The following is a 22,964-nucleotide window of genomic DNA, read 5'->3' as shown; positions in this document are numbered from 1 at the left end:
GGTATATCTAGGTACGAAGGGTTCAACGTATGTAAATATTGCAACTAAGTGGCGAGAATAACGAATTATGAAATTCATTAATTAACAAAGGAGATAAAAAATGAATTTCCTCAGAAAAGACATGTTATTCATAGAGGGGTGAAAATCGTGGTTACAGGCTCAAATGGTAAAGAGGAATCTACAGATGTATTAAAGTCTACACAATCAGTTATTAAGTTAGCGTTAGATAAATTAGGATATTCGACCGAAGTATATGAATTAATGAAGGAACCGCTTAGAATGTTAACGGTAAGAATTCCAGTTAGAATGGACGATGATACAATTAAAATATTTACTGGTTTTAGGGCACAACATAACGATTCAGTTGGCCCGACAAAGGGTGGTGTTCGCTTTCACCCTAACGTCACAGAAAACGAGGTAAAGGCACTTTCTATTTGGATGAGTTTGAAAGCTGGTATTGTTGATTTACCATATGGCGGTGGGAAAGGTGGGATTATTTGTGACCCTCGAATTATGTCTTTTCGTGAATTAGAGAGACTGAGTAGAGGTTACGTTCGTTCAATTAGTCAAATTGTTGGTCCGACAAAAGATATACCTGCTCCTGATGTATTCACTAATTCACAAATTATGGCATGGATGATGGACGAATATAGTAGAATTAAAGAATTTGATTCGCCTGGCTTTATTACTGGAAAACCAATTGTTTTAGGGGGGTCACACGGTAGGGAAACAGCAACCGCCAAAGGTGTTACTATATGTATACGTGAAGCCGCCAAAAAGAAAAATATTCCTATCGAAAATGCTCGTATAGTTATTCAAGGCTTTGGTAATGCGGGCAGTTATCTAGCTAAATTTATGTATGATGCCGGAGCAAAGGTCATCGGTATTTCAGATGCTTATGGTGCACTGCATGATCCAAATGGGTTAGATATTAGTTATTTGTTGGATCGTCGTGATAGTTTTGGAACTGTTACGAAACTTTTTAAAGAAACTATTACAAACAAAGAGCTATTAGAACTTGATTGTGATATTTTAGTTCCCGCTGCGATTGAAAATCAAATTACTAAAGAAAATGTGAATAATATTAAAGCAAAAATTGTAGTTGAAGCCGCTAATGGGCCAACTACATTAGAAGCAACAAAGGAATTAAATAAACGTGATATTCTTCTCGTTCCTGACGTTCTTGCGAGTGCCGGTGGTGTTACTGTTTCGTACTTTGAATGGGTTCAGAATAATCAAGGGTATTACTGGAATGAAGAAGAAGTTGAAAAGAAATTAGAAAAAGTCATGTCAACTTCTTTTGAAAATGTTTACCGAGTTTCAACAACAAGAAAGGTAGATATGCGTTTAGCTGCTTATATGGTAGGTGTCAGAAAAATGGCTGAAGCCTCTCGCTTTCGAGGCTGGATCTAAAGTTCAGGTATAACTTGTATATAATGAATTATATATATTCAGCTTTTACGTCACACCACGCGAATTTACTTCAGTTGATCGTTCGTAACTAAATTTGCTTGGTGTGGCTTTATTATATAATCAGAATTTATAAATTTCTAACTTGGAAACTTGTCTAGCTTCAGTGCCTTTCGCTCATGACAAGGCGCTTGCGCTTTTCTTGTAGTGAATTCTTAACCTGGCTATATGGTGATAAGAGAAAAAGCTTACATTGATCCCACCCTAAGGGGCAGTAAAACTCCTACCTCAAAACTAAAAAAGCGAAGGTGGTGATTAACTGCCCCTTAGGTCAGATAAGATATAATAACAATCAGTGGAGGGAAAGGAAAATCGTCAATGATTTAAGTTCAGCTAGCAAGCCTTTTAATGTCAGTTTAAGAATAACTCTTGCAGGTCATCATGATTATTTGTTAATTCCAAAGCAACCATAAGCTTTAAGCGAGCTTTTTGTCCATTTAATCCATTTGTGAAAATGACACCTAACTTTTTAAGCTGCCTTCCGCCCCCGTCATATCCATAAGTATCCTGAACGATTCCGTTGAAGCATCGTGATACTAATACGATAGGGATTTGATTTAATAATAGTTTTTCTAGACTAGGTACCATGTTTGGAGGTAGGTTTCCTTGGCCAAAAGCTTCTATGACCACCCCGTCTAATTTCATGCTTGAAACTGCTTGAATAAGCTCGTCGTCCATTCCGGCAAAAGCTTTTAATAGTAATACTTTTTTAGATAGCTTTTTGATTACGTAGCTATCCCGTTTCGTTGGGATATGATGAAAAAATACGCCTCTTTTTGTTACTGTTCCAATTGGACCGTATTGAGGGCTTTGGAAAGTTGCTATGTTGCTAGTATGAGTTTTGGTTACATTTTTTGCTGTATGTATTTCATCATTTAAGACAATAAGAACCCCTTTACGATAAGCCTCGTCACAAATAGCGACCCTCAAGGCTTGTAATAAATTATATGGACCATCGGCGCCCATTTCATTACTTGAACGCATTGCGCCTGTTACAATTACTGGGATACTTGTTTGTATTAGTAAGTCTAATAAATAAGCAGTTTCCTCTAGAGTATCTGTACCATGAGTAATAATAACTCCATCATATTTTTCTTTAATAATCTTTTCGTCCACATGCTTAGCAAGTTCAAACATAATTTTTGGAGTCATGTGAGGGGAAGGAATATTAACATATTGTTCAGATGTTATTTTTGCGTGTTTTTCTAATGCTTTTAAATTCGTTTCTAATGGATTTTGTCCTTCAGGGGTAACAGCACCAGTTTCGTGGTCCTCGCTCATTGCAATCGTCCCACCAGTATGTAGTAATAAAATATTTTTCAAGTTTATCATTCCTTAATTTAGTTAATTTATCTGAATTTTTTAGGGGGAAAGTCCCCCACCTCTAAGCGTAGCGTAGGTGGGATTTTCCGATGTTTCAGCTTGCTGAAACGAGTTCACTTAATATAGCTATTTTAAATATAATTGATTTTATTCTCAAATAAAAATAAATTATGGTACCATGAAAAAAAAGAGAGGAAAAATAATTGTAATGGTAAGTATAATTTTTGCTAGTTTAGCTCCTAGTGTTGCGTTACTCTGTTTCTTTTATTTAAAAGATCAGTACAACTCTGAGCCGATTGGTATGGTCATACGCAGTTTTATTTATGGTGTATTAATTGTTTTTCCAGTGATAGTTATTCAATATGCCTTTCAAGAAGAAGGTTTATTATTAGGTCCATTCTTAGAGTCATTCGTTTTAGCTGCTTTATTCGAAGAGTTTTTTAAGTGGTTTATTTTGTATTATATCGCCTATAAGCATGTTCAATTTAACCAACATTATGATGGCATTGTTTATGGTGTTTCTGTTTCTCTTGGCTTTGCAACAATGGAAAATGTTTTTTATTTGCTAGCATTGGGAGTTGAACAAGCTTTTTTTAGAGCGTTATTGCCAGTTTCAAGTCATGCTCTATTCGGTGTAATTATGGGTTATTATTTAGGAAAAGCAAAGTTCAGTAAAAAAGGTAAAAGAGAGAAATTAAAACTATTGTCCTTTCTTATTCCTTGGGTTTTACATGGGGTATTTAATTATATATTACATGTACAAAAATATTGGATATATTTTATGTTGCCCTTCATGTTTTTCTTGTGGTATTTAGCGTTAAGAAAAGTTAAATTAGCAAACTCAAAATATTTTACAAATCATAGTACTGAGGTGAAAAATATTTGAGAAGTTGGGTAAAAATAGTAGGAGTAAGAAATATAAAAACTGAGGTGAGCCTATTGTTAAAAATAAAGCAAAGGTTTAAGGTAACCGTTCGCTGTAACAAATGTGGGGAAAAGTATATTTTACGGGGAAAGCGGACTTCTGAAGGCCAGTTTGAAACAGGGTTTAAACGTTGTATATGTGGGAACGAAGAGCATTTAGAAGTTGATGCTAACCCTGAATAACCAGATAATCATATGAATTTTAGAATACATTACCCTCAATACTATGGTAAAATTTTTAGTTGCGTTTGACCGTTCGCGACCAGAAATAGATTTATGTAGCTCGTTTTGTAATTAAGATATTTATTCAATTAAATAAATTATTTGCAATTTTAATAAAAATAGTGTAGTTTAATAATCAAAGAAAATTTAAAATTTTTTTAAAATTCTTATCGAGAGAGATGGAGGGAAGTGGCCCTGTGATATCTCAGCAACCAGCCGGACTCCGGTCAGGTGCTAAATCCACCAAGTGATCAAATTACTTGGAAGATGAGAAGAAGTCTAATTTATATTAGTCCCTTCTTCTTATTTTGGAAGAAGGTTTTTTGTTATAATTTTTTAGGATAATCGATTATGTTGACTTCATACTTTATATTTTATTAGGAAGCCTATTTCAAGGTGCTTCAATGAAAAAGTAAAGTATATATTGAAGGGGAAAGGTCACTAATAGACTTTTGAAAAAAGAGTTTTCTAATAATTTAAACTATTAAGATTTAAACATAATTATTATGGGGGAGTCAAAATGGGTTACAAGCATATTGAGACGAATTTAGTTCAGTTAGGCAATAGAAGTGAAGCGAAAACAGGAGCAATTAATCCACCCGTTTATTTTTCGACAGCTTATCGTCATGCAGGGATTGGCCAATCAACAGGTTATGATTATACGAGAACTGGAAATCCGACTAGACAACTTTTAGAAGAAGGAATTGCGGAGTTAGAAGGTGGAGATAGAGGTTATGCTTGTAGTTCAGGTATGGCTGCTATTCAAACGATAATGTCTATATTTAAAGAAGGAGACGAGTTGATTGCTTGCCAAGATTTGTATGGTGGAACATATCGTTTGTTCGAGCAAGGCTGGAAGCATTGGGGGTTATCTTTTCAATATTGGGATGGAGAGAGCTATGAAGAGCTCTCCTCATTAATAACAGATAAAACCAAAGCTATATTTATCGAAACACCAACAAATCCACTTATGCAAGAAATAGATATTCAAAGAGTGAGTAAAGTTGCAAAAGAAAACGATCTGCTGTTAATTGTCGATAATACATTTTTCACCCCACTTTTACAAAGGCCAATTGAGTTAGGTGCAGATATTACGATCCATAGTGCAACTAAATATTTAGGCGGACACAATGATGTACTTGCTGGTCTCGTTGTTGCAAAAGGAGAAGAGTTGTGTGAGAGAATTGCTTTCTTTCATAATGGTATAGGGGCAGTACTTTCTCCGTTTGATTCATGGTTACTTATTCGTGGAATGAAAACTTTAGCATTAAGAATGGAAAAGCACGAAGAAAATGCTAAGGCAGTTGCAAATTTTTTACTAGATCATCCGAAAGTTACAGATGTACTTTACCCTGGTCGAGGTGGGATGCTTTCGTTTCGAATAGAAAATGGAGCATGTGTGAATTCCCTTTTACAACAATTAAAATTAATAACTTTTGCTGAGAGTTTAGGTGGAGTAGAAAGTCTTATGACGTATCCGACAACACAAACTCATGCAGACATACCACTTGAATTACGTGAAAAGTATGGAGTATGTAGTAGACTTCTTCGACTTTCAGTTGGAATTGAGAATAAAGAAGACTTAATTGATGATTTAACTCAAGCATTCGAGATATTAAAATAAGGAGTTGTTTGTTTTGTCTGAAAATTATCACATTCATACACAATTATTGCATAATGACCATAAAGTTTGTCCGTCAACAGGAGCGGTTAGTGTTCCTATTCATCATTCCTCTACATTTCATCAAAACTCATTTGATGAGTTTGGTATTTATGAATATGCAAGAGGATCGAATCCGACGAGAAAAGCATTAGAGGATGTAATCGCTCAGCTTGAAGGAGGAACTAGAGGCTTTGCTTTTTCTTCAGGAATGGCTGCTATATCTACTGCATTTATGCTTCTTTCAGAAGGTGACCATGTATTAATTACAGAAGATGTTTATGGTGGAACGTATCGTTTTGTTACAGAGGTTTTACCTCGATTCGGAATTGAACATACATTTGTAGATATGACAAATGAAGTGGAAGTTGCTGAGAAAGTTCAACCAAATACAAAATTAATTTACATCGAAACACCATCAAATCCTACATTGAAAATAACAGATATTCGTGCAATGGTTAAATTAGCTAAAAAACATAATTGTTTAACATTTTGTGATAATACCTTCTTAACACCTGTTTTTCAAAGACCTTTAGAACTGGGAGTAGATATTGTACTACACAGTGCTACTAAGTTTCTTGGTGGACATAGTGATGTTGTAGCTGGTCTTGCAGTTGTTAAAGATGAAGAGTTAGGAAAGCGACTAGCTTTTTTGCAAAACTCGTTTGGAGCAATTTTAGGCGTACAAGATAGTTGGCTTGTACTAAGGGGATTAAAAACATTACAAGTTAGGATGAATGCTAGCACTCTTGCTGCTGCAAAACTAGCTGAGTGGTTAAATGGTCGACAAGAAGTTGAAAAAGTTTACTATCCAGGTCTGCCACAGCACCCAGGAAAAGAAATTCAAGAACAGCAATCAACAAGTCATGGTGCCGTTCTATCATTTGAGTTTTCATCAAAAGAAAATGCTAAAGCCTTCGTTGAAAACGTAAAACTACCAGTGTTTGCAGTAAGTCTAGGAGCGGTCGAAACGATTCTTTCCTACCCAACTACAATGTCTCACGGTTCAATGCCTAAAGAAGAAAGGGAAAAGCGTGGGATCAGTGATGGTCTATTGAGATTATCTGTAGGTTTAGAAGATGTTGATGATCTTATTAGTGATTTTACACAAGCCCTTGAGACCATAGAAAGTAGTTTAGTAAAAAAATAAACGAAAATAGTGATACTAGCTTTGCTTAGAAAGGAAGAGACGGATGGGTTTTTTAGAGGAAATGAAAACGAGAACGTTAATTGGAGATGGAGCAACGGGAACATTTCTATACTTAAAAGGGCTAGATCGCTGTTTTGAAGAGTTAAATATATCTGATCCACAAAAAGTACGAGACGTTCATAATGCTTATATTGAAGCGGGTTCAGAAGTTATTCAGACGAATACGTATGCAGCTAATAAAATTAAATTAGCTCGTTATGGTTTAGAAGACCAAACTGATCTTTTCAATAAAAGTGCTGTGCAGCTAGCTAAAAGTGCAGCGGCAGATAAAAATGTTTATGTATTAGGTACACTTGGTGGAATCAGAGGATTTCAAAAAAGAGCTCAATCATTAGAAGAAATAGAGGAAAGCTTTAAAGAACAGCTAGATAGTTTACTTAATACTGAAATTGACGGACTCCTATTAGAAACCTACTATGACTTTGAAGAGCTTACAAGATGTTTAACTATTGCAAGGAAAGCGACCAATTTACCTATTGTTTCACACGTTTCGTTAGATGAAGTTGGTGTGTTACATGGTGGACTACCTTTAGGGGATGCGCTATCAGCCTTGCAGGATTTAGGTGCTGACGTAGTTGGGATGAACTGTAGGATGGGGCCGTTTCATATGCTCCAATCTTATGAAGATGTACCATTGTTAGATAAGGCTTATTTTTCAGCTTATCCTAATGCAAGCTTGCCAGATTATATAGACGGTAGACTTGTTTATCAAACAAATCCACAATACTTTGGAGAAAGTGCTAAATCATTTGTTCGAGAAGGAGTAAGGTTAATTGGCGGTTGTTGTGGAACCACACCAGACCACATTCGAGCTGTTAGTAATGCTGTAAAAGGTAAAGAACCAATTAAAGTCAAACATGTGAAAGCAAAACAGAGAAAGAATATTACTGTTTTTCATAAGGATAATAAAGAGTCTCTTCAAGAAATTACTTTGAGAAGAAAATCTGTAATCGTAGAGCTAGATCCACCAAAAAAGTTAAATGTTGATGATTTTATCGAAGGGTCGAAAAAATTAAAAGAAGCTGGAGTCGATGCTGTTACTTTAGCTGATAATTCACTAGCATCTCCTAGAGTTTGCAATTTATCACTAGCGTCTATTATTAAGAGCCAACACGATGTGAGGCCGTTAGTACACATTACATGTCGTGATCGGAATTTAATTGGATTACAATCGCATTTAATGGGACTTCACACATTAGGTATTGATCAGGTACTAGCAGTTACTGGAGATCCTACTAAAATTGGCGATTTCCCTGGAGCGACATCAGTGTATGATTTGGCATCTTTTGATTTAATAAGACTTATTAAACAAATGAACAAAGGTGTATCTTTTTCGGGAAAAGACTTGGGAGCGCAAACGAATTTTGCTGTCGGAGCCGCTTTTAATCCAAACGTAAAGCATCTTGAACAAGCTGTTAAAAGGATGGAAAAAAAGTTAGAATATGGAGCTGATTATTTTTTAAGTCAGCCTGTTTATTCTAAAGAGCAGATCAAGAAAATTTATGAGGCTACTAAGCATATTAAAGCACCAATTTATATTGGGATCATGCCTTTAACAAGTTCAAAAAATGCTGAATTTCTTCATAATGAAGTGCCGGGCATTAAACTTACAGATGAAACAAGAGAAAGAATGGCTAGATTGTCTAATGATAAGATCGCCTCTCAAAATGAAGGGGTTCAAATGGCAAAAGAATTAATTGACGAAGTTCATCGTTACTTTAACGGGTTATATTTAATTACTCCATTTTTACGATACGAAATGACAATTGAGTTAACAAACTATTGGACGTCGCTAACAAATGTTTTATCACCCCCTAAAAAAGTAAGTTATTAAAGTCAGCATTGGAAAGGGAAGGGTTATATATGAAATTCCAATCGTTTGAAGAACGGTTAAAAAATCAAATATTAATATTAGACGGTGCTATGGGAACGATGCTTCAAAATGCTAATCTTACCGAAGAAGATTTTGGTGGGGAGGATTTTGAAGGTTGCAATGAATACTTAAATATTACCGCACCAAACGTTATTCAGGATATTCATGAAGCATATTTACAATCAGGTGCAGATATTATTGAAACGAATACGTTCGGAGCAACAAATATTGTATTAGCTGATTATGACCTACAACATTTAGCTGTAGAAATTAACGAAAAAGCAGCAAAAATTGCAAGAATAGCTGCAGATAAGTTTTCAACACCTGAATGGCCAAGATATGTAGCAGGCTCGATGGGGCCTACAACTAAATCATTATCCGTCACTGGTGGTGCAACATTTGATGATTTAATAGAAGCATATGAGCAGCAAGCGTATGGGTTATTAGTAGGTGGCGTTGATTTGCTCTTAGTGGAGACAAGTCAAGACACAAGAAATGTGAAAGCGGCTTATGTTGGAATCGAAAAGGCATTTCAGAAGCTTGAAAAAAGAGTACCATTAATAATTTCAGGAACAATTGAACCTATGGGGACCACACTTGCAGGGCAGAATATAGAAGCTTTCTATTTGTCAATCGAACATATGAAGCCTACTGTTGTCGGACTGAATTGTGCAACTGGGCCTGAGTTTATGCAAGACCATATTCGTTCTTTATCAAATCTTTCATCAACAGCCGTCATTTGCTTTCCTAATGCGGGGTTACCGGATGAAGAAGGACAATATCACGAATCACCAGATATGTTAGCTCGAAAGTTAAAGCAATTTGCAGAAAAAGGGTGGTTAAATGTGGTTGGTGGGTGTTGTGGAACAACTCCTGATCATATAAAAGCAATACGAGAAGCTGTTTCGAATATGAAACCTCGCCCGTTAGCAGAAGGACATCCTCATGCGTTAAGTGGAATTGAGCCTCTCATCTATGATGAAACAATGCGTCCTTTATTTGTTGGAGAACGAACAAATGTTATTGGCTCCAAAAAGTTTAAAATGTTAATTAAAGACCATAAATTTGAGGAAGCTTCAGAAATTGCACGTGCACAAGTAAAAAAGGGAGCTCACGTCATTGATATTTGTTTAGCGGATCCTGATAGTGACGAACTTGAGGATATGGAAAATTTCCTTCCTTTTGTTGTAAATAAAGTTAAGGTACCACTTATGATCGACTCGACAGATGAAAAAGTAATTGAAAAATCTCTAACGTACTCACAAGGGAAAGCTGTCATTAACTCCATTAATTTAGAAGATGGATTGGAACGCTTTGAAAGTATTACTCCAATCATTCGTAGGTATGGTGCAGCGGTGGTTGTTGGAACCATTGATGAGGTTGGAATGGCTGTAACAGCAGAGAGAAAATTAGAGGTAGCCTTACGCTCTTATGATCTACTCGTTACTCGATATGGAATAAATCCAAAAGACATTATTTTTGATCCGCTTGTTTTTCCAGTAGGGACGGGTGATGAACAATATATTGGTTCTGCAAAGGCGACAGTTGAAGGAATTAGAAAAATAAAAGAACGTCTTCCTGAATGTTTAACGATTTTAGGTATTAGTAATATTTCATTTGGTCTGCCACCAGTAGGAAGAGAAATACTGAATTCTGTATTTCTTTATCACTGTACTCAGGCTGGACTTGATTATGCTATCGTTAATACTGAAAAATTAGAACGTTTTGCTTCTATTAAAGAGGAAGAGCGACTTTTAGCAGAAAAGCTTCTCTTTGAAACATCGGATGAAGTATTAGCTGAATTTACGGCGTTTTATCGAGGGAAAAAGAAGGAAGAAAAGAAAGCTTCAACGAACCAAACATTAGAAGAACGTCTTCAAGATTATGTTGTGGAAGGAACGAAAGAAGGATTAATTCCAGATTTAGAGCTAGCATTAAAAAAATACGAAACACCACTTGAGGTAATTAACGGTCCTTTAATGGTTGGGATGGATACTGTAGGCAAACTCTTTAATAACAATGAACTTATTGTCGCAGAAGTACTACAAAGTGCTGAAGTTATGAAAGCATCAGTTCAATTTTTAGAGCAGTTTATGGAGAAAAAAGATGATAGTGGAAAAGGGAAAATATTATTAGCAACTGTAAAAGGTGATGTTCATGATATAGGTAAGAATCTAGTTGAGATTATATTAAGCAATAACGGATTTAAGGTTATAAATTTAGGTATTAAAGTAACCTCAAACGAATTAATAGATGCAGTAAAGAGAGAGAATCCTGATGCGATAGGATTATCGGGCTTACTCGTGAAATCCGCTCAACAAATGGTATTAACTGCTGCAGATTTACGGGAACAACAAATTTCTATTCCTATATTGGTGGGTGGAGCAGCTTTAACTCGTAAATTTACAGAAACAAAAATACAAGACCAATATGAAGGCGAAGTTCATTATGCAAAGGATGCGATGAATGGATTAGAAATCGCTAATCAGCTCTTCAAAAATGGAGAAAATAGAAGTCAAAATAATCAGAAGAAAAAAGCTGTGAAACCTATTTCTGGTACTATAGAAGAACAAGTTGAAAATGATAGTACAAATGTTGTAATTAGATCAAAGGTGTCAACACAAACTCCTGTTTATGTTCCTAAAGATCTAGTGAAGCATGCTTATCTGGATTATAAATTAACGCATATCAAACCTTATGTTAATATCCAAACATTACTAGGTAAGCACTTGGGGTTAAAAGGAAAAGTTGAACGCTTAATAAAAGAAGGTAATGAAAAGGCTATTGATTTAAAAACAAAGGTAGATGAGTTGTTTAAGGAAGTAGTTGAAAAAGAGTACTTGAAAGCAAATGGTGTATATCAATTTTTCCCTGCTCAATCAGAAGGAAACGAAATTATTATTTATGACCCTCTTAATAATGAAAAGGAAATTGAGAGGTTTACCTTTCCGCGCCAAAAGAAAGAGCCTTACTTATGTTTGGCAGACTTTCTAAAGCCAGTATCATCAGGTGAAATCGATTATGTGGGGTTCTTTGCGGTTACTGCTGGAGTTGGAGTGAGACAACTTTCGACTGAATGGAAAGAAAAAGGAGACTATTTAAGAAGTCACCTATTACAAGCACTAGCTTTAGAGTTAGCGGAAGCTTTTGCTGAGCACTTACACCATCTTATGAGAAATTCATGGGGAATTCCAGATGATCCAGAACTCTCGATGCAAGACCGTTTTTCGGCACGCTATCAAGGGATTAGGGTTTCATTTGGATATCCTGCATGTCCTGACTTAATGGATCAAAAAAAGCTCTTTAACTTAATTCACCCTCAAGAAATTGGGATTGATTTAACAGAGGAAGCGATGATGGATCCAGAAGCATCGGTTTCTGCGATGGTTTTTGCCCATCCAGAAGCTCGCTATTTTAATGTTGAATAAATATCATTCAGAAAAACGTCACTGAGTTAATCAGTGACGTTTTTCTTTGTAACTTAAGTATAAAATTTTTGAAGTTGGAAGCTGTCTAGCTCTAGGAGCTTTCGGCTCGAACACGGCAGTCGAGTTTCTGAATTCACTGACCGCCTGGATTGCTTCTTTGATGATTTCATGCTACTGTGCTTCTGCTGTTACTCGTTGCATAAAACAATGCTTCGAGAAAACCTACTTCGAAGCATTGCTGTTAGACGCAGATGTAATAGATTGCGGTCAACGAGCAGACCGCTACTTGCGGACCTTCCAGTGTTTGTCATCGATAGGCGGGCACCTTGCGATTTTCTAATGGGATAGTAAACGCATACTCTAATTTTTGAGTATTAAATCCTAATTTGTATAAAACTTGGTAAATAACAAACACTATTTTTAAATTTATATGGAAAATCAGTTAAATTTCTAATTTTATTAAGGAGGTATAACAACATGAATAAAACAGTAAGGAAATCTCCTCTAATGATTGTTTTATGTTTAATAATATTCTCTACATTTTCAAATGTATCAAATGTAGAGGCTTTTTCTGATCAGATCATTCAACGAGGAGCAACAGGTGATGATGTGGTAGAACTACAATCTAGGCTTCAATATATTGGTTTTTATAACGGAACCATAGATGGTGTTTATGGTTGGAGCACGTATTGGGCAGTTAGGAAATATCAAGATGAATTTGGTCTTGAAGTAGACGGGCTTGTAGGTCCTCAAATGAAAGCGATGCTTGAGAAAAGCACTGATTTTGATTATGAATGGGTCCATCGTCAACTTGAAGAAGGTAGGAAGTTTACATACTACGGAAGAACACCAAAAGATATTCAAAGTGGACCAAAAGGTAGTAGAATTCCACCTCTAGAGAAAGCTAGACGTCAAGGACAAAAAACAGGTGAAGTGCCACAGGCACCCAGAACACCTGCGCCAGGTACAGAAACACCAGAAACACCAGGAACACCGGGAACACCGGGAACACCTGCGCCGGGTACAGAGACACCAGGAACACCGGGAACACCTGCGCCGGGTACAGAGACACCAGGAACACCGGGAACGCCTGCGCCGGGTACAGAGACACCAGGAACACCGGGAACACCTGCGCCAGGTACAGAAACACCAGGAACACCGGGAGAACCAGAAACTCCTACTGAACCAGTTCCGAAACCCGAACCTGTTCCTGATGAAGCGGACCCAGGGGATGCTCCTGACATACAAGAAGCAATTAATGTACCAGGTGGTTTTTCTGAAAATGATATTAGAATAATGGCCCAAGCTGTATATGGTGAAGCACGCGGTGAACCTTATGTTGGTCAAGTTGCAGTTGCTGCGGTTATTTTAAATCGTATTAATAGCCCGACATTTCCTAATACAGCTTCAGGTGTAATTTTTGAGCCAAGAGCATTTACAGCTGTTGCTGATGGACAAATCTATTTAGAACCAAATGAAACGGCACGAAGAGCTGTGATTGATGCAATAAACGGTCAAGATCCATCAGGACATGCATTGTATTATTTTAATCCAGATACAGCTACTTCAGGTTGGATTTGGACAAGACCACAAATTAAAAAAATTGGTAAACATATTTTTTGTAAATAATGGAGGTGAATATAAATGGTAAGATCAATTTTATTAGCGGTACTAGCGATTGCAGTTGTGTCGACAGGATATTGGGGCTATCAAGAACACCAAGAAAAAAATTCTATTCTAATTAAAGCTGAAAATAACTATCAAAGAGCTTTTCATGATTTAACTTATCATATCGACCAGCTACATGATGAAATTGGATCGACTCTTGCAATGAATTCGAAAGAGCAGCTATCCCCATCGTTGGCAGAAGTTTGGAGAATAACATCACTAGCACAAAGTGAACTTGGGCAACTTCCTTTAGCATTAATGCCGTTTAGTAAGACAGAAGAATATTTATTTAAAATCGGAAATTTCAGTTATCGAAATGCAATAAGAGACTTGGAGCATGATCCATTAACAGATAAAGAGTATGAAACCTTACAAAATCTTTATGAACAAAGTGGAGAAATACAAAAAGAGATGCGAAAAGTTCAATCAATGGTATTACAAGAAAATCTTCGGTGGATGGATGTAGAACTAGCTTTAGCTGCTGAAGATGAACCGTTAGATAATGCGATTGTAAATGGATTTCAAATTGTAAATGAAAAAGTTGAGGGGTTTAGCGAAGTGGATTGGGGAGCTGACTTACCTCAATTACAAACGAACGATGAGCAATTAAAAGAAAATTTAACTGGAAAAGAAGTAACAGCTAAAGAAGCTGAAAAAATTGCATTGAAGTTTGTGGAAATGGAAAATGCAGATGTTGAAGTAGAAGAAACTGGTGAAGGTTTAGCTTACGAGTCATATAGCATCAAAATTAATGATCCAGAACATGAAGCTCATATTTTTATGGATATTTCAAAAAAGGGTGGACATCCAATCTGGCTATTGCAAGATCGTCAAATAGGAGATGTAAATATTAGTTTGAATGAAGCGTCTGAAAATGCAAAAGAGCTTCTTGAAAAGCAGGATATAAAAGATATGCAGCTTGTAGAGAGCAAACAATATAATGCTGTAGGAGTGTTTGAGTTTGCTTACTTAAAAGACAACGTAAGAGTGTATCCGGATTCGATAGTTATCGAAGTTTGTTTAGAGGATGGTGAAATCATCGGTTATGAAGCATCAGCTTACTTAGCTAACCATCGTGATCGAGATATAGGCAATCTAGGTATAACATTAGAAGAAGCGAAGGAAAGTTTAAATCCATCATTAGAAGTGATGGAGCACCATGTTGCTTTAATTAAAAATGATCTTAGTGAAGAAGTGTTAACATATGAATTCTTCGGTGTTATTAAAGACGACACTTACCGAATATTTATTAACGCAGAAAACGGTAATGAAGAAAAGATAGAAAAAATCGATAACGCAGAACCTGTTTATGAAACAGCGTGATAACAAAGAAAACTCCTTAGATTTGTCTCTTAAGGAGTTTTCTTTTGCAATAATCTTAAATTGTTGATGTTAGAAATGTATTTTAGTTTCAACACTGAAATCAATTAGTTTATTTACCTATATCAATAAGAGAGTGCTAGACAGTTTTCAAGTTAGAAATTTATAAATTCTGATAATGTAAAATAAACAAAAATAAAACATTTGTATTAATAACTACTAGTATCCGTAACTTTATTTTTTTGCTAATATTAAATTAGAGAACTTGTTTTGTTGGATATAACAAATTTGGAAGGAAGTAGTAGTTTGCTTAATATCGGTGATACGATTTATTTAGAATTAGAAGATGATAAAGATGAAATTAAGAAGCGATTTAAGTGTCGGCTTGTTGATCGTGTAAAAGAGTTTCTTTTTATAGATTACCCAATAGATGAACGAACGAAAAAGGTAGGTTTTTTCCATGATGGCACTCAATTTCGAGCTTCTTTTATAGGTAAAGATCAAGCGGTCTACCTTTTTTCCACACAACTACAAGGTAGACAAAAGGGTCGTATTCCAATGTTAATAATAAGAGACCCTGGAAAAGAAAAATATATTCGAATACAGAGGAGGCAGCATGTTAGAGTGAAAGCCTCTGTAAGTGTAGCGGCACATCCTGAAAATGAGGAATTTACCCCGTTTGTTACAGTAACTGAAGATATAAGTGGAGGTGGTATTGCTTTAGTTTTACCTAGAAATCATCAATTACCTGCTGGGCAACAAATTATCTGTTGGTTGTCATTACATATGCAAACAGGTGAAATTAAGTATATAAAAGTAACTTGTTTTGTGATTAGAATAATAACAAGCAAAAATAATGCGAGAGAAAAAGCATCGATTCAGTTCATTAATATTAATGAAGGTGATCGTCAAACAATAATTAGATATTGTTTTGAAAGGCAACTATATTTAAGAAAAAAAGGTTTATTAGAATAAAATTGGCTAAATGTATTAAACTATCCTTGATATTATACATGAATCATAAATTTATATTATAACGCTTAATAAAGGGGCTAGTTTAAAGTGGATATAATAAAAAAGCTTGAAGAAAGATTACTAAAAATAACGTTAGTGCATTTATTTTTAGTAATTTTATCCCAAGTACTTTTATATAAAAAAGAATTATCTCCGTATTTAAGTAGGACGATTTTTTCAGAGGGAGTACTACTTGAGTATACACTTCGAACAGTTGAAATATTAGACCAACTTCCGTCAATATGGTATGATATTTAGAGATATTTGGTAGGACATGTCTTTCTTGAAATATGGGTAAAAAAGGTTTAACTAATGAGAGAATAAATAGAGTAGGAACAAGATCAAAGTGAAATTGTTAGTAGTAGAGGTGTATGATGGAACAAATAAACATTGCCATTGATGGCCCTGCAGGAGCAGGTAAAAGCACAGTAGCAAAACTAGTTGCGGGACGACTAGGCTATATTTATATCGATACAGGTGCAATGTATCGTGCGCTTACATATAAAGCCATTAAAAATGGTATAGATCTTCATAACGAAAGTCAATTAAATGATTTATTATTGAAAACTGATATCTCACTATCATCTGATGAAAAAGTATTTTTAGATGATGAAGACGTGACAAAATTAATTCGAACTGAAGAAGTGACAAATTCAGTATCATTTGTAGCAAGTCATAGTCTTGTTAGAAAAAAAATGTTGCAAAGACAACAAAGTATGGCGAAAGCTAAAATGACAGTAATGGATGGGCGAGATATCGGTACGGCTGTCTTGCCTGATGCAGAAGTTAAAATATTTTTATCAGCATCGGTAGAAGAACGTGCCAAAAGAAGGTATGAAGAAAATCTCTCAAAAGGTTTTCCGGCAGATTATGAACGATTGAAAGCGGAAATAGCTCTAAGAGATAAGCGTGACTCTGAAAGGGAAGTTGCTCCATTAAAAAAAGCAGATGACGCCATTGAAATTGATACTACGTTGATGTCAATAAATGATGTTGTCACTACAATATTAAAGATAGCGGAAGAAAGGACCTGATTATCTTGAATTTGTATTCAATTGGAAAAGCTGTATGTCGAACTTATTTATCGTCGATATATAAAGTTAAAGTAATCGGGAAAGAAAATATCCCAAAAGATGAGGGAGTCCTTCTTTGTAGCAATCATATTCACCTTTTAGATCCACCGTTATTAGGTTCTTTTATAGATAGACCGATTAACTATATGGCAAAAGCAGAATTGTTTGAAGCCCCTATCCTAAAATGGATTATTCCTAAGCTTCATGCATTTCCCGTAAGAAGAGGGATGAGTGACAAGCAAGCTCTTAGACAAGGTTTAAAAATATTAAAAGAAAAACAGGTATTGGGTATTTTTCCTGAAGGAACGAGAAGTGAAACAGGGAAATTGCAAAAAGGACTAGCTGGAGTTGGTTTTTTTGCGCTTAAAGCAGATGCAGAAGTTGTACCTAGTGCAATTATAGGCCCTTACAAGCCTTTTGGAACAATAAAGGTGGTTTACGGAAAGCCTCTTAATTTTGCTAAATTAAGAGAAGAAAAGATTTCTTCAGAAGATGCAACCACTCATATTATGGAAGCGATTGGAAAGCTAATTGATGAACATCGAATTAAATAAAGGTGAGTTTCTTTTCAAAAAACGAAAAGATATTGATAAAATAAATTTAAGTATTTGAATGTTTAATTTTTTCAGAATTTCTGTGTAACTCAGTCTTACGCTTTAAAGTAGTAAGTTAGTTAATATTACGGTCAAACAAGGAGGTAATGTCAATGGTTGAAGAAATGAATCAAGAGATGGCAGAAATGAAGAGCTTTTCTGAGGGAGATATTGTTTCAGGAAAAGTAACAAAAGTTGAGGACAAGGTTGCCTATGTAAATGTAGGTTATAAAGTAGATGGGGTAGTACCAATTAGTGAACTTTCTAGTTTACATATCGAGAAAGCAGATGAAGTTGTATCTGTTGACGATGAACTAGAATTAAAGGTGATCAAGGTTACTGATGAAGAAGTTGTTTTATCGAAACGTGCTGTCCAAGCAGAAAAAGCTTGGGAAGATTTACAGAAGAAATTTGAAACAGGCGAAGTGTTTGAAGCAGTAGTTGCTGATGTTGTAAAAGGTGGTCTTGTTGTTGATGTAGGAGTAAGAGGGTTTATTCCTGCTTCGCTAGTTGAAAGACATTTTGTTGAAGATTTTTCTGATTATAAAGGTAAAACTTTAAGGTTAAAGATTGTTGAGTTGGATAAAGAAAATAATAAGTTAATTTTATCGCAGCGTGCAGTTCTTGATAAAGAAGTAGAGGTACAAAAAAAGAAAGCGATAGAAAACCTTCAACCAGGACAAGTAGTTGAAGGCACTGTGCAACGGTTAACAGATTTTGGTGCGTTTATCGATGTGGGTGGTATAGACGGATTAGTACATATTTCACAAATGGCACACCATAGAGTAAATTCGCCGTCTGAAGTCTTAAGTGAAGGTGAAAAGGTTAAAGTGAAGGTACTTTCGGTAGATGTAGAAAGTTCTAGAATTTCGTTATCTATTAAAGATACGCAACCAGGGCCGTGGGAAGAAGCTGCTAAAGAGCTGGAAAATGGTGATGTTTTAGAAGGAACTGTCAAAAGATTAGTAGCCTTTGGTGCATTTGTTGAAGTGAAACCAGGTGTTGAAGGACTTGTTCATATATCGCAAATTGCAAATCGACATATCGGGACGCCAAGTGAAGTGTTAAATGAAGGTGAAACAGTTAAGGTTAAAGTATTAGATATTAATATTGCAGAGAAACGAATTTCTTTAAGTATTCGTGAAATATTAGAAGCAGAAGAAAAAGCAGAAATTCCAACGAAAGATTACCAACGTGATGAAGAAACAAGTGGGTTCTCATTAGGAGACGTTATTGGAGAACAGCTCAAAAAGTATAAATAGTAGGTGAAGGGTTTGGACAGAACATCTAGAAAGATCGAACATATTGAGCATTCGTTAAAATTACCTAACGTGAGCACTCGTCCGTTTGATGATATTAAATTTGTTCATCAAAGCCTACCAAATGTTGATGTAAATAGTGTTGAAATCAAAACAAGTATCGGCGAACTGCATTTTAGTTCGCCGATTTTTATCAATGCTATGACTGGTGGCGGTGGTGAACGGACAACACATATCAATCGTTCTTTAGCGAAGATAGCTCGAAAATACAATATGCCAATTGCAGTTGGCTCCCAGATGGCAGCTATCAAGGATAAAAAACAACGTGCTACATTTGAAGTTGTTCGTCAAGAAAACCCAGATGGTATCGTGATTAGTAATATTGGTAGTGAAGCCACTGTAAAAGAAGCGATTGAGGCAATTGAAATGCTTAATGCAGATGCACTGCAAATACACCTAAATGTTATACAAGAGTTAGTAATGCCTGAGGGAGATCGTAGCTTTTCTAGTTCCTTGATGAGAATTAGAGATATCGTAGAACATATGCCTGTCCCTATTATTGTAAAAGAAGTTGGGTTTGGTATGAGTATGGAAGCAGCAGCTAGTCTTGCTAAAATAGGAGTACGAGCTATTGATGTTGGTGGATACGGTGGAACTAATTTTGCTGTAATAGAAAATCTTAGGCGTGATGGAACCATTGATTTATTTAATGATTGGGGAATTTCAACTGTAGCTTCAATTTGTGAAGTGAAAGCATCACAACCGTTTATTTCTGTCATTGGTACAGGTGGTATAAAAACAGGTTTAGATATTGCTAAAGCGTTAAGTTTAGGTGCATCAGCTGTTGGAGTGGCTGGTCTTTTTTTGAAAGAACTTCATCAAAATGGAATGAATGGTTTAGAAGCAACTGTTGAGAGATTACATAATGAATTAATAATGGTAATGACAGCACTAGGCGCAAAGAATATAAATGGCCTAAGCAAAGCCCCTTTAGTAATTGGTGGAGAAACTTTCCACTGGCTAGAACAGCGAGGAATCAAAACAAAATCCTATGCAACTAGGGTACCATCAATTTAATGATATTTTCGAGTAATTTAATACCAAAACAATAATAATGAAAAAATTAGGGTGTCCTAAAAGGGTCTGACACCACGCGTATTCTACTATATAACAAGGTTCGGCTTTAACATCCGTCTATATATAGTTGTGATACGGTGTCTGAAACTTTGTTTTAAGGACACCCTTATTTGCATATCATACTTTTTAACGTTGTCTACCTCTTGCTTCTTCTGGTCCTTCCATTTTTGTTGCCCCATTATAATGTATGCTCTGATCACGGTCACTTTGTACTTTTCCAGCTTTTTTCAGCTTTTTTTCTTGACGATCTTTTCCCACTTATATCACCTTCCTTTCTTTATTATCTTCTGTAAAAAAAGTAAGTATATACTTCCGTATCTAACAGTAAAATAGTGAATTTTCAGAAATTTTCTTCTGTTTGATTATTATTTCTCGTTTTTTCCTATAATGTAGATGGAGGAGTTGGGTTATGGAAGGAATATACTTTTACTGGTTTGTTTGGATAGGGTGGATATACGTAACTTTTATTTTGAATAAAACTAAAACAAGATTTATTACAGCCTTATTGTTATTGCTATTAATAATCTTCTCGAAACATTCAATTACGTTATTTAATGTTACTTTAAATATCTCAATTATCTTGTGTTTATTTATTGGTTATTATTTAATATCGATGAGGAAATTTAGTTCGATTTTTTATTATTTAAGTGTTAGCTTTATATTAACGAGTTCTTTTGTTTCTTTTAGACTTTTTCAATTATATGACCCAGTTTGGGTTATGTTTCACCCTACATTCAAATTATCATTACTATTACTATTATTAACGTTGTTACTAATTAAGGATCAAATAATGCGGATTTCTATACTATTTGTGACGATTGCTCAAGGGGAAATTATATTTTCGCTCTTCTTAAATAGCTATGTAAATTTATACGCTAATAATCAACTAGAATCTTTAGATGTTGTAGCAATTTCAGTTACCCTCACTTATTTCTGGTTTTTGTTTGAGCAATTTGTAAAACTGTTTGAGAAGTTTGTGAAACAAAAGGCTTTTATAAGTGCACCTAAACGATAAAGTTATAAGGGAACTATTAAATATATGAACTAAAAACGAAAACTTGTTGTCTATTTATGTTGTTTTTTGATAAAATGGATAAGCTAAGAAAGAAAGGAAACAAAACCCTTCTACATCATAGAAGGGTTTTGTTTTACGCATTATAAAGCGAAATTTGGATAAATCATGAATGATACTAATATTTTATATCGTTTAAGTAAAATTTGGTGGAAGCCTGATTAATAATATGGATTAAAGGAAGGTAATGAATTTATGTCAAAACCAGTTGTAGCTATCGTAGGTCGACCTAATGTTGGTAAATCTACAATCTTTAATAGGATTGTAGGCGAAAGAGTATCTATAGTTGAAGATATGCCGGGAGTAACTCGTGATCGTATTTATAGTTCAGGAGAGTGGTTAAATAAGGAGTTCAATTTAATTGATACAGGTGGAATAGAAATTAGTGATGAACCACTACTAACTCAAATGAGACAACAAGCAGAATTAGCTATACAAGAAGCTGATGTCATTATTTTTATCGTTAATGGCAGAGAAGGAATTACGAATGCTGACGAAGAAGTAGCAAAGCTTTTGTTTAGGTCCAAAAAGCCAACTGTCCTTGGTGTCAATAAAATTGATAACCCGGAAATGCAAGAGCAGTTATATGAATTTTATTCATTAGGAATGGGTGATCCAATTGCAATTTCGGGTTCTCACGGATTGGGTCTTGGAGACCTATTAGATGAGGTCTTGAAACATTTTCCAGAGATGGAAGAAGAAGAATATGATGAAGACACTATTCGAGTTTCACTAATTGGTCGACCAAATGTAGGGAAATCATCATTGGTAAACGCTCTCTTAGGAGAAGAGCGAGTAATAGTAAGTAATATCGCTGGTACTACTAGAGATGCGATTGATACTCCATTTTCAGTTGATGATCAGAAGTATGTTTTAATTGATACAGCTGGAATGAGAAAAAGAGGAAAAGTATATGAAAGTACAGAAAAATATAGTGTATTAAGAGCCTTAAAAGCAATTGAACGTTCTGATGTTGTCCTAGTAGTATTGAATGCTGAGGAAGGGATTATCGAACAAGATAAAAAAATTGCCGGTTATGCACATGAAGCAGGTAGAGCTGTAATTGTTGTTGTGAACAAATGGGATGCTATTGAAAAAGATGATAAAACATTACAACAGTTTGAACAAAAGATTAAAGATCATTTCTTATTTTTGAGTTATGCTCCAATATTATTTGTATCAGCTCACTCAAAACAACGTTTAAATACTATTTTACCTATGGTAAATACCGTAGCAGAAAATCATAGTTTACGTGTACCGACGAATGTTTTAAATGATTTAATTATGGATTCTGTTGCTATGAATCCAACGCCAACCGATAAAGGTAGACGATTAAAGATTAATTATGCTACACAAGTAGCTATTAAGCCACCGACATTTGTGCTCTTTGTAAATGAACCAGAATTATTACACTTTTCATATGAACGTTTTCTAGAAAACCGTATTAGAGCAACATTTGAATTTACAGGAACACCAATTAAAATTTACCCTAGAAAAAAGAATGATTAATTGAGAGATTTTCATTATTGCTAAACCAAGCCGCATAAATCTATATTAAGTTATGAACGTTTCTTCGTAACTTGATATAGTATCATAGCGGTGAATAATGATATATGAATTCATTAAATCATATAATTTATAGCTCTTAAGTGGAGTAAGTTCTAATCGCTAGACTTTAGAGAAGGAAAAGGTTAGGTGGATGATATACTACCTTCTAT

General features: G+C 35.2%; 19 protein-coding genes and 1 riboswitch. Of the genes, 17 read left to right on the top strand and 2 right to left on the bottom strand.

The window, feature by feature from the left end; translation table 11 throughout:
• Nucleotides 1–144 precede the first annotated feature (144 nt).
• A complete protein-coding gene (locus BKP37_RS07615) occupies nt 145–1,413 on the top strand; it encodes a Glu/Leu/Phe/Val family dehydrogenase (RefSeq protein ID WP_071309044.1) in 1,269 nt (422 codons plus the stop codon).
• A gap of 408 nt (nt 1,414–1,821) precedes the next feature.
• Here the strand turns inward: BKP37_RS07615 and BKP37_RS07610 are convergent, their stop codons facing one another.
• The gene (locus BKP37_RS07610) at nt 1,822–2,793 is read right to left on the bottom strand and encodes an asparaginase (protein ID WP_071309010.1); all 972 of its coding nucleotides are present in this window, start codon (nt 2,791–2,793) and stop codon (nt 1,822–1,824) included.
• A gap of 208 nt (nt 2,794–3,001) precedes the next feature.
• On the opposite strand from BKP37_RS07610, the gene prsW reads away from it, so the two are divergent.
• From prsW to fni, 14 genes are all read left to right on the top strand, one after another.
• Entirely contained in the window at nt 3,002–3,679 is a 678-nt protein-coding gene (prsW, locus tag BKP37_RS07605) for a glutamic-type intramembrane protease PrsW (RefSeq protein WP_071309009.1), read from the top strand.
• Entirely contained in the window at nt 3,676–3,900 is a 225-nt protein-coding gene (locus BKP37_RS07600) for a hypothetical protein (protein WP_071309008.1), read from the top strand. The genes prsW and BKP37_RS07600 overlap by 4 nt, the downstream gene beginning before the upstream one ends.
• 203 nt (nt 3,901–4,103) lie before the next feature.
• Nucleotides 4,104–4,213: riboswitch (SAM riboswitch) on the top strand.
• Nucleotides 4,214–4,459: 246 nt separating this feature from the next.
• The gene (locus tag BKP37_RS07595) at nt 4,460–5,563 is read left to right on the top strand and encodes a methionine biosynthesis PLP-dependent protein (RefSeq protein WP_071309007.1); all 1,104 of its coding nucleotides are present in this window, start codon (nt 4,460–4,462) and stop codon (nt 5,561–5,563) included.
• Between the two features lie 13 nt (nt 5,564–5,576).
• Complete coding sequence (gene metC / locus BKP37_RS07590; protein ID WP_071309006.1) at nt 5,577–6,749, top strand: cystathionine beta-lyase; 1,173 nt, start codon at nt 5,577–5,579, stop codon at nt 6,747–6,749.
• Between the two features lie 43 nt (nt 6,750–6,792).
• A complete protein-coding gene (locus BKP37_RS07585; RefSeq protein ID WP_071309005.1) occupies nt 6,793–8,643 on the top strand; it encodes a bifunctional homocysteine S-methyltransferase/methylenetetrahydrofolate reductase in 1,851 nt (616 codons plus the stop codon).
• Nucleotides 8,644–8,672: 29 nt separating this feature from the next.
• A complete protein-coding gene (metH, locus tag BKP37_RS07580) occupies nt 8,673–12,110 on the top strand; it encodes a methionine synthase (protein ID WP_071309004.1) in 3,438 nt (1,145 codons plus the stop codon).
• 477 nt (nt 12,111–12,587) lie between these two features.
• Complete coding sequence (locus BKP37_RS07575) at nt 12,588–13,739, top strand: cell wall hydrolase (RefSeq protein WP_071309003.1); 1,152 nt, start codon at nt 12,588–12,590, stop codon at nt 13,737–13,739.
• A 15-nt stretch (nt 13,740–13,754) separates the two neighbouring features.
• Nucleotides 13,755–15,101, top strand: a complete 1,347-nt coding sequence (gene ypeB, locus BKP37_RS07570; RefSeq protein ID WP_071309002.1) for a germination protein YpeB — start codon at nt 13,755–13,757, stop codon at nt 15,099–15,101.
• 267 nt (nt 15,102–15,368) lie between these two features.
• Nucleotides 15,369–16,073: a flagellar brake protein gene (locus tag BKP37_RS07565; RefSeq protein WP_245712464.1), complete on the top strand. Its 705-nt coding sequence runs from the start codon at nt 15,369–15,371 to the stop codon at nt 16,071–16,073.
• Nucleotides 16,074–16,160: 87 nt separating this feature from the next.
• A complete protein-coding gene (locus BKP37_RS07560) occupies nt 16,161–16,370 on the top strand; it encodes a DUF5359 family protein (RefSeq protein WP_071309000.1) in 210 nt (69 codons plus the stop codon).
• 113 nt (nt 16,371–16,483) lie between these two features.
• On the top strand, nt 16,484–17,146 hold the full coding sequence (gene cmk / locus BKP37_RS07555; RefSeq protein ID WP_071308999.1) for a (d)CMP kinase: 663 nt from the start codon (nt 16,484–16,486) through the stop codon (nt 17,144–17,146).
• A gap of 5 nt (nt 17,147–17,151) precedes the next feature.
• A complete protein-coding gene (locus BKP37_RS07550; protein WP_071308998.1) occupies nt 17,152–17,739 on the top strand; it encodes a lysophospholipid acyltransferase family protein in 588 nt (195 codons plus the stop codon).
• A gap of 152 nt (nt 17,740–17,891) precedes the next feature.
• Entirely contained in the window at nt 17,892–19,040 is a 1,149-nt protein-coding gene (rpsA, locus tag BKP37_RS07545; protein ID WP_071308997.1) for a 30S ribosomal protein S1, read from the top strand.
• A gap of 12 nt (nt 19,041–19,052) precedes the next feature.
• Nucleotides 19,053–20,114 carry a type 2 isopentenyl-diphosphate Delta-isomerase gene (fni, locus tag BKP37_RS07540; protein WP_071308996.1) on the top strand — a complete coding sequence of 354 codons (1,062 nt, stop codon included), beginning with the start codon at nt 19,053–19,055 and terminating at the stop codon, nt 20,112–20,114.
• Between the two features lie 186 nt (nt 20,115–20,300).
• Here fni and BKP37_RS07535 read toward each other — a convergent pair whose 3' ends face one another.
• Entirely contained in the window at nt 20,301–20,432 is a 132-nt protein-coding gene (locus tag BKP37_RS07535) for a YpzI family protein (RefSeq protein WP_071308995.1), read from the bottom strand.
• Between the two features lie 151 nt (nt 20,433–20,583).
• Between BKP37_RS07535 and BKP37_RS07530 the strand changes: the two genes are divergently transcribed.
• Both BKP37_RS07530 and der read left to right on the top strand, forming a co-directional pair.
• The gene (locus BKP37_RS07530; protein WP_071308994.1) at nt 20,584–21,189 is read left to right on the top strand and encodes a YphA family membrane protein; all 606 of its coding nucleotides are present in this window, start codon (nt 20,584–20,586) and stop codon (nt 21,187–21,189) included.
• 252 nt (nt 21,190–21,441) lie between these two features.
• On the top strand, nt 21,442–22,755 hold the full coding sequence (gene der / locus BKP37_RS07525) for a ribosome biogenesis GTPase Der (protein WP_071308993.1): 1,314 nt from the start codon (nt 21,442–21,444) through the stop codon (nt 22,753–22,755).
• Nucleotides 22,756–22,964 lie beyond the last annotated feature (209 nt).

The organism is Anaerobacillus alkalilacustris, assembly GCF_001866005.1.
GTDB lineage: Bacteria > Bacillota > Bacilli > Bacillales > Anaerobacillaceae > Anaerobacillus > Anaerobacillus alkalilacustris.
This window is presented reverse-complemented; position numbering and strand designations above follow the sequence as displayed.

Bases quoted from the DNA above. Each gene is read 5' to 3' on its own strand.
- cmk (WP_071308999.1), top strand. From the start codon at position 16,484: ATGATGGAACAAATAAACATTGCCATTGATGGCCCTGCAGGAGCAGGT.
- BKP37_RS07575 (WP_071309003.1), top strand. From the start codon at position 12,588: ATGAATAAAACAGTAAGGAAATCTCCTCTAATGATTGTTTTATGTTTA.
- BKP37_RS07530 (WP_071308994.1), top strand. From the start codon at position 20,584: ATGGAAGGAATATACTTTTACTGGTTTGTTTGGATAGGGTGGATATAC.
- BKP37_RS07595 (WP_071309007.1), top strand. From the start codon at position 4,460: ATGGGTTACAAGCATATTGAGACGAATTTAGTTCAGTTAGGCAATAGA.
- rpsA (WP_071308997.1), top strand. From the start codon at position 17,892: ATGGTTGAAGAAATGAATCAAGAGATGGCAGAAATGAAGAGCTTTTCT.
- BKP37_RS07585 (WP_071309005.1), top strand. From the start codon at position 6,793: ATGGGTTTTTTAGAGGAAATGAAAACGAGAACGTTAATTGGAGATGGA.
- metH (WP_071309004.1), top strand. From the start codon at position 8,673: ATGAAATTCCAATCGTTTGAAGAACGGTTAAAAAATCAAATATTAATA.
- der (WP_071308993.1), top strand. From the start codon at position 21,442: ATGTCAAAACCAGTTGTAGCTATCGTAGGTCGACCTAATGTTGGTAAA.
- prsW (WP_071309009.1), top strand. From the start codon at position 3,002: ATGGTAAGTATAATTTTTGCTAGTTTAGCTCCTAGTGTTGCGTTACTC.
- ypeB (WP_071309002.1), top strand. From the start codon at position 13,755: ATGGTAAGATCAATTTTATTAGCGGTACTAGCGATTGCAGTTGTGTCG.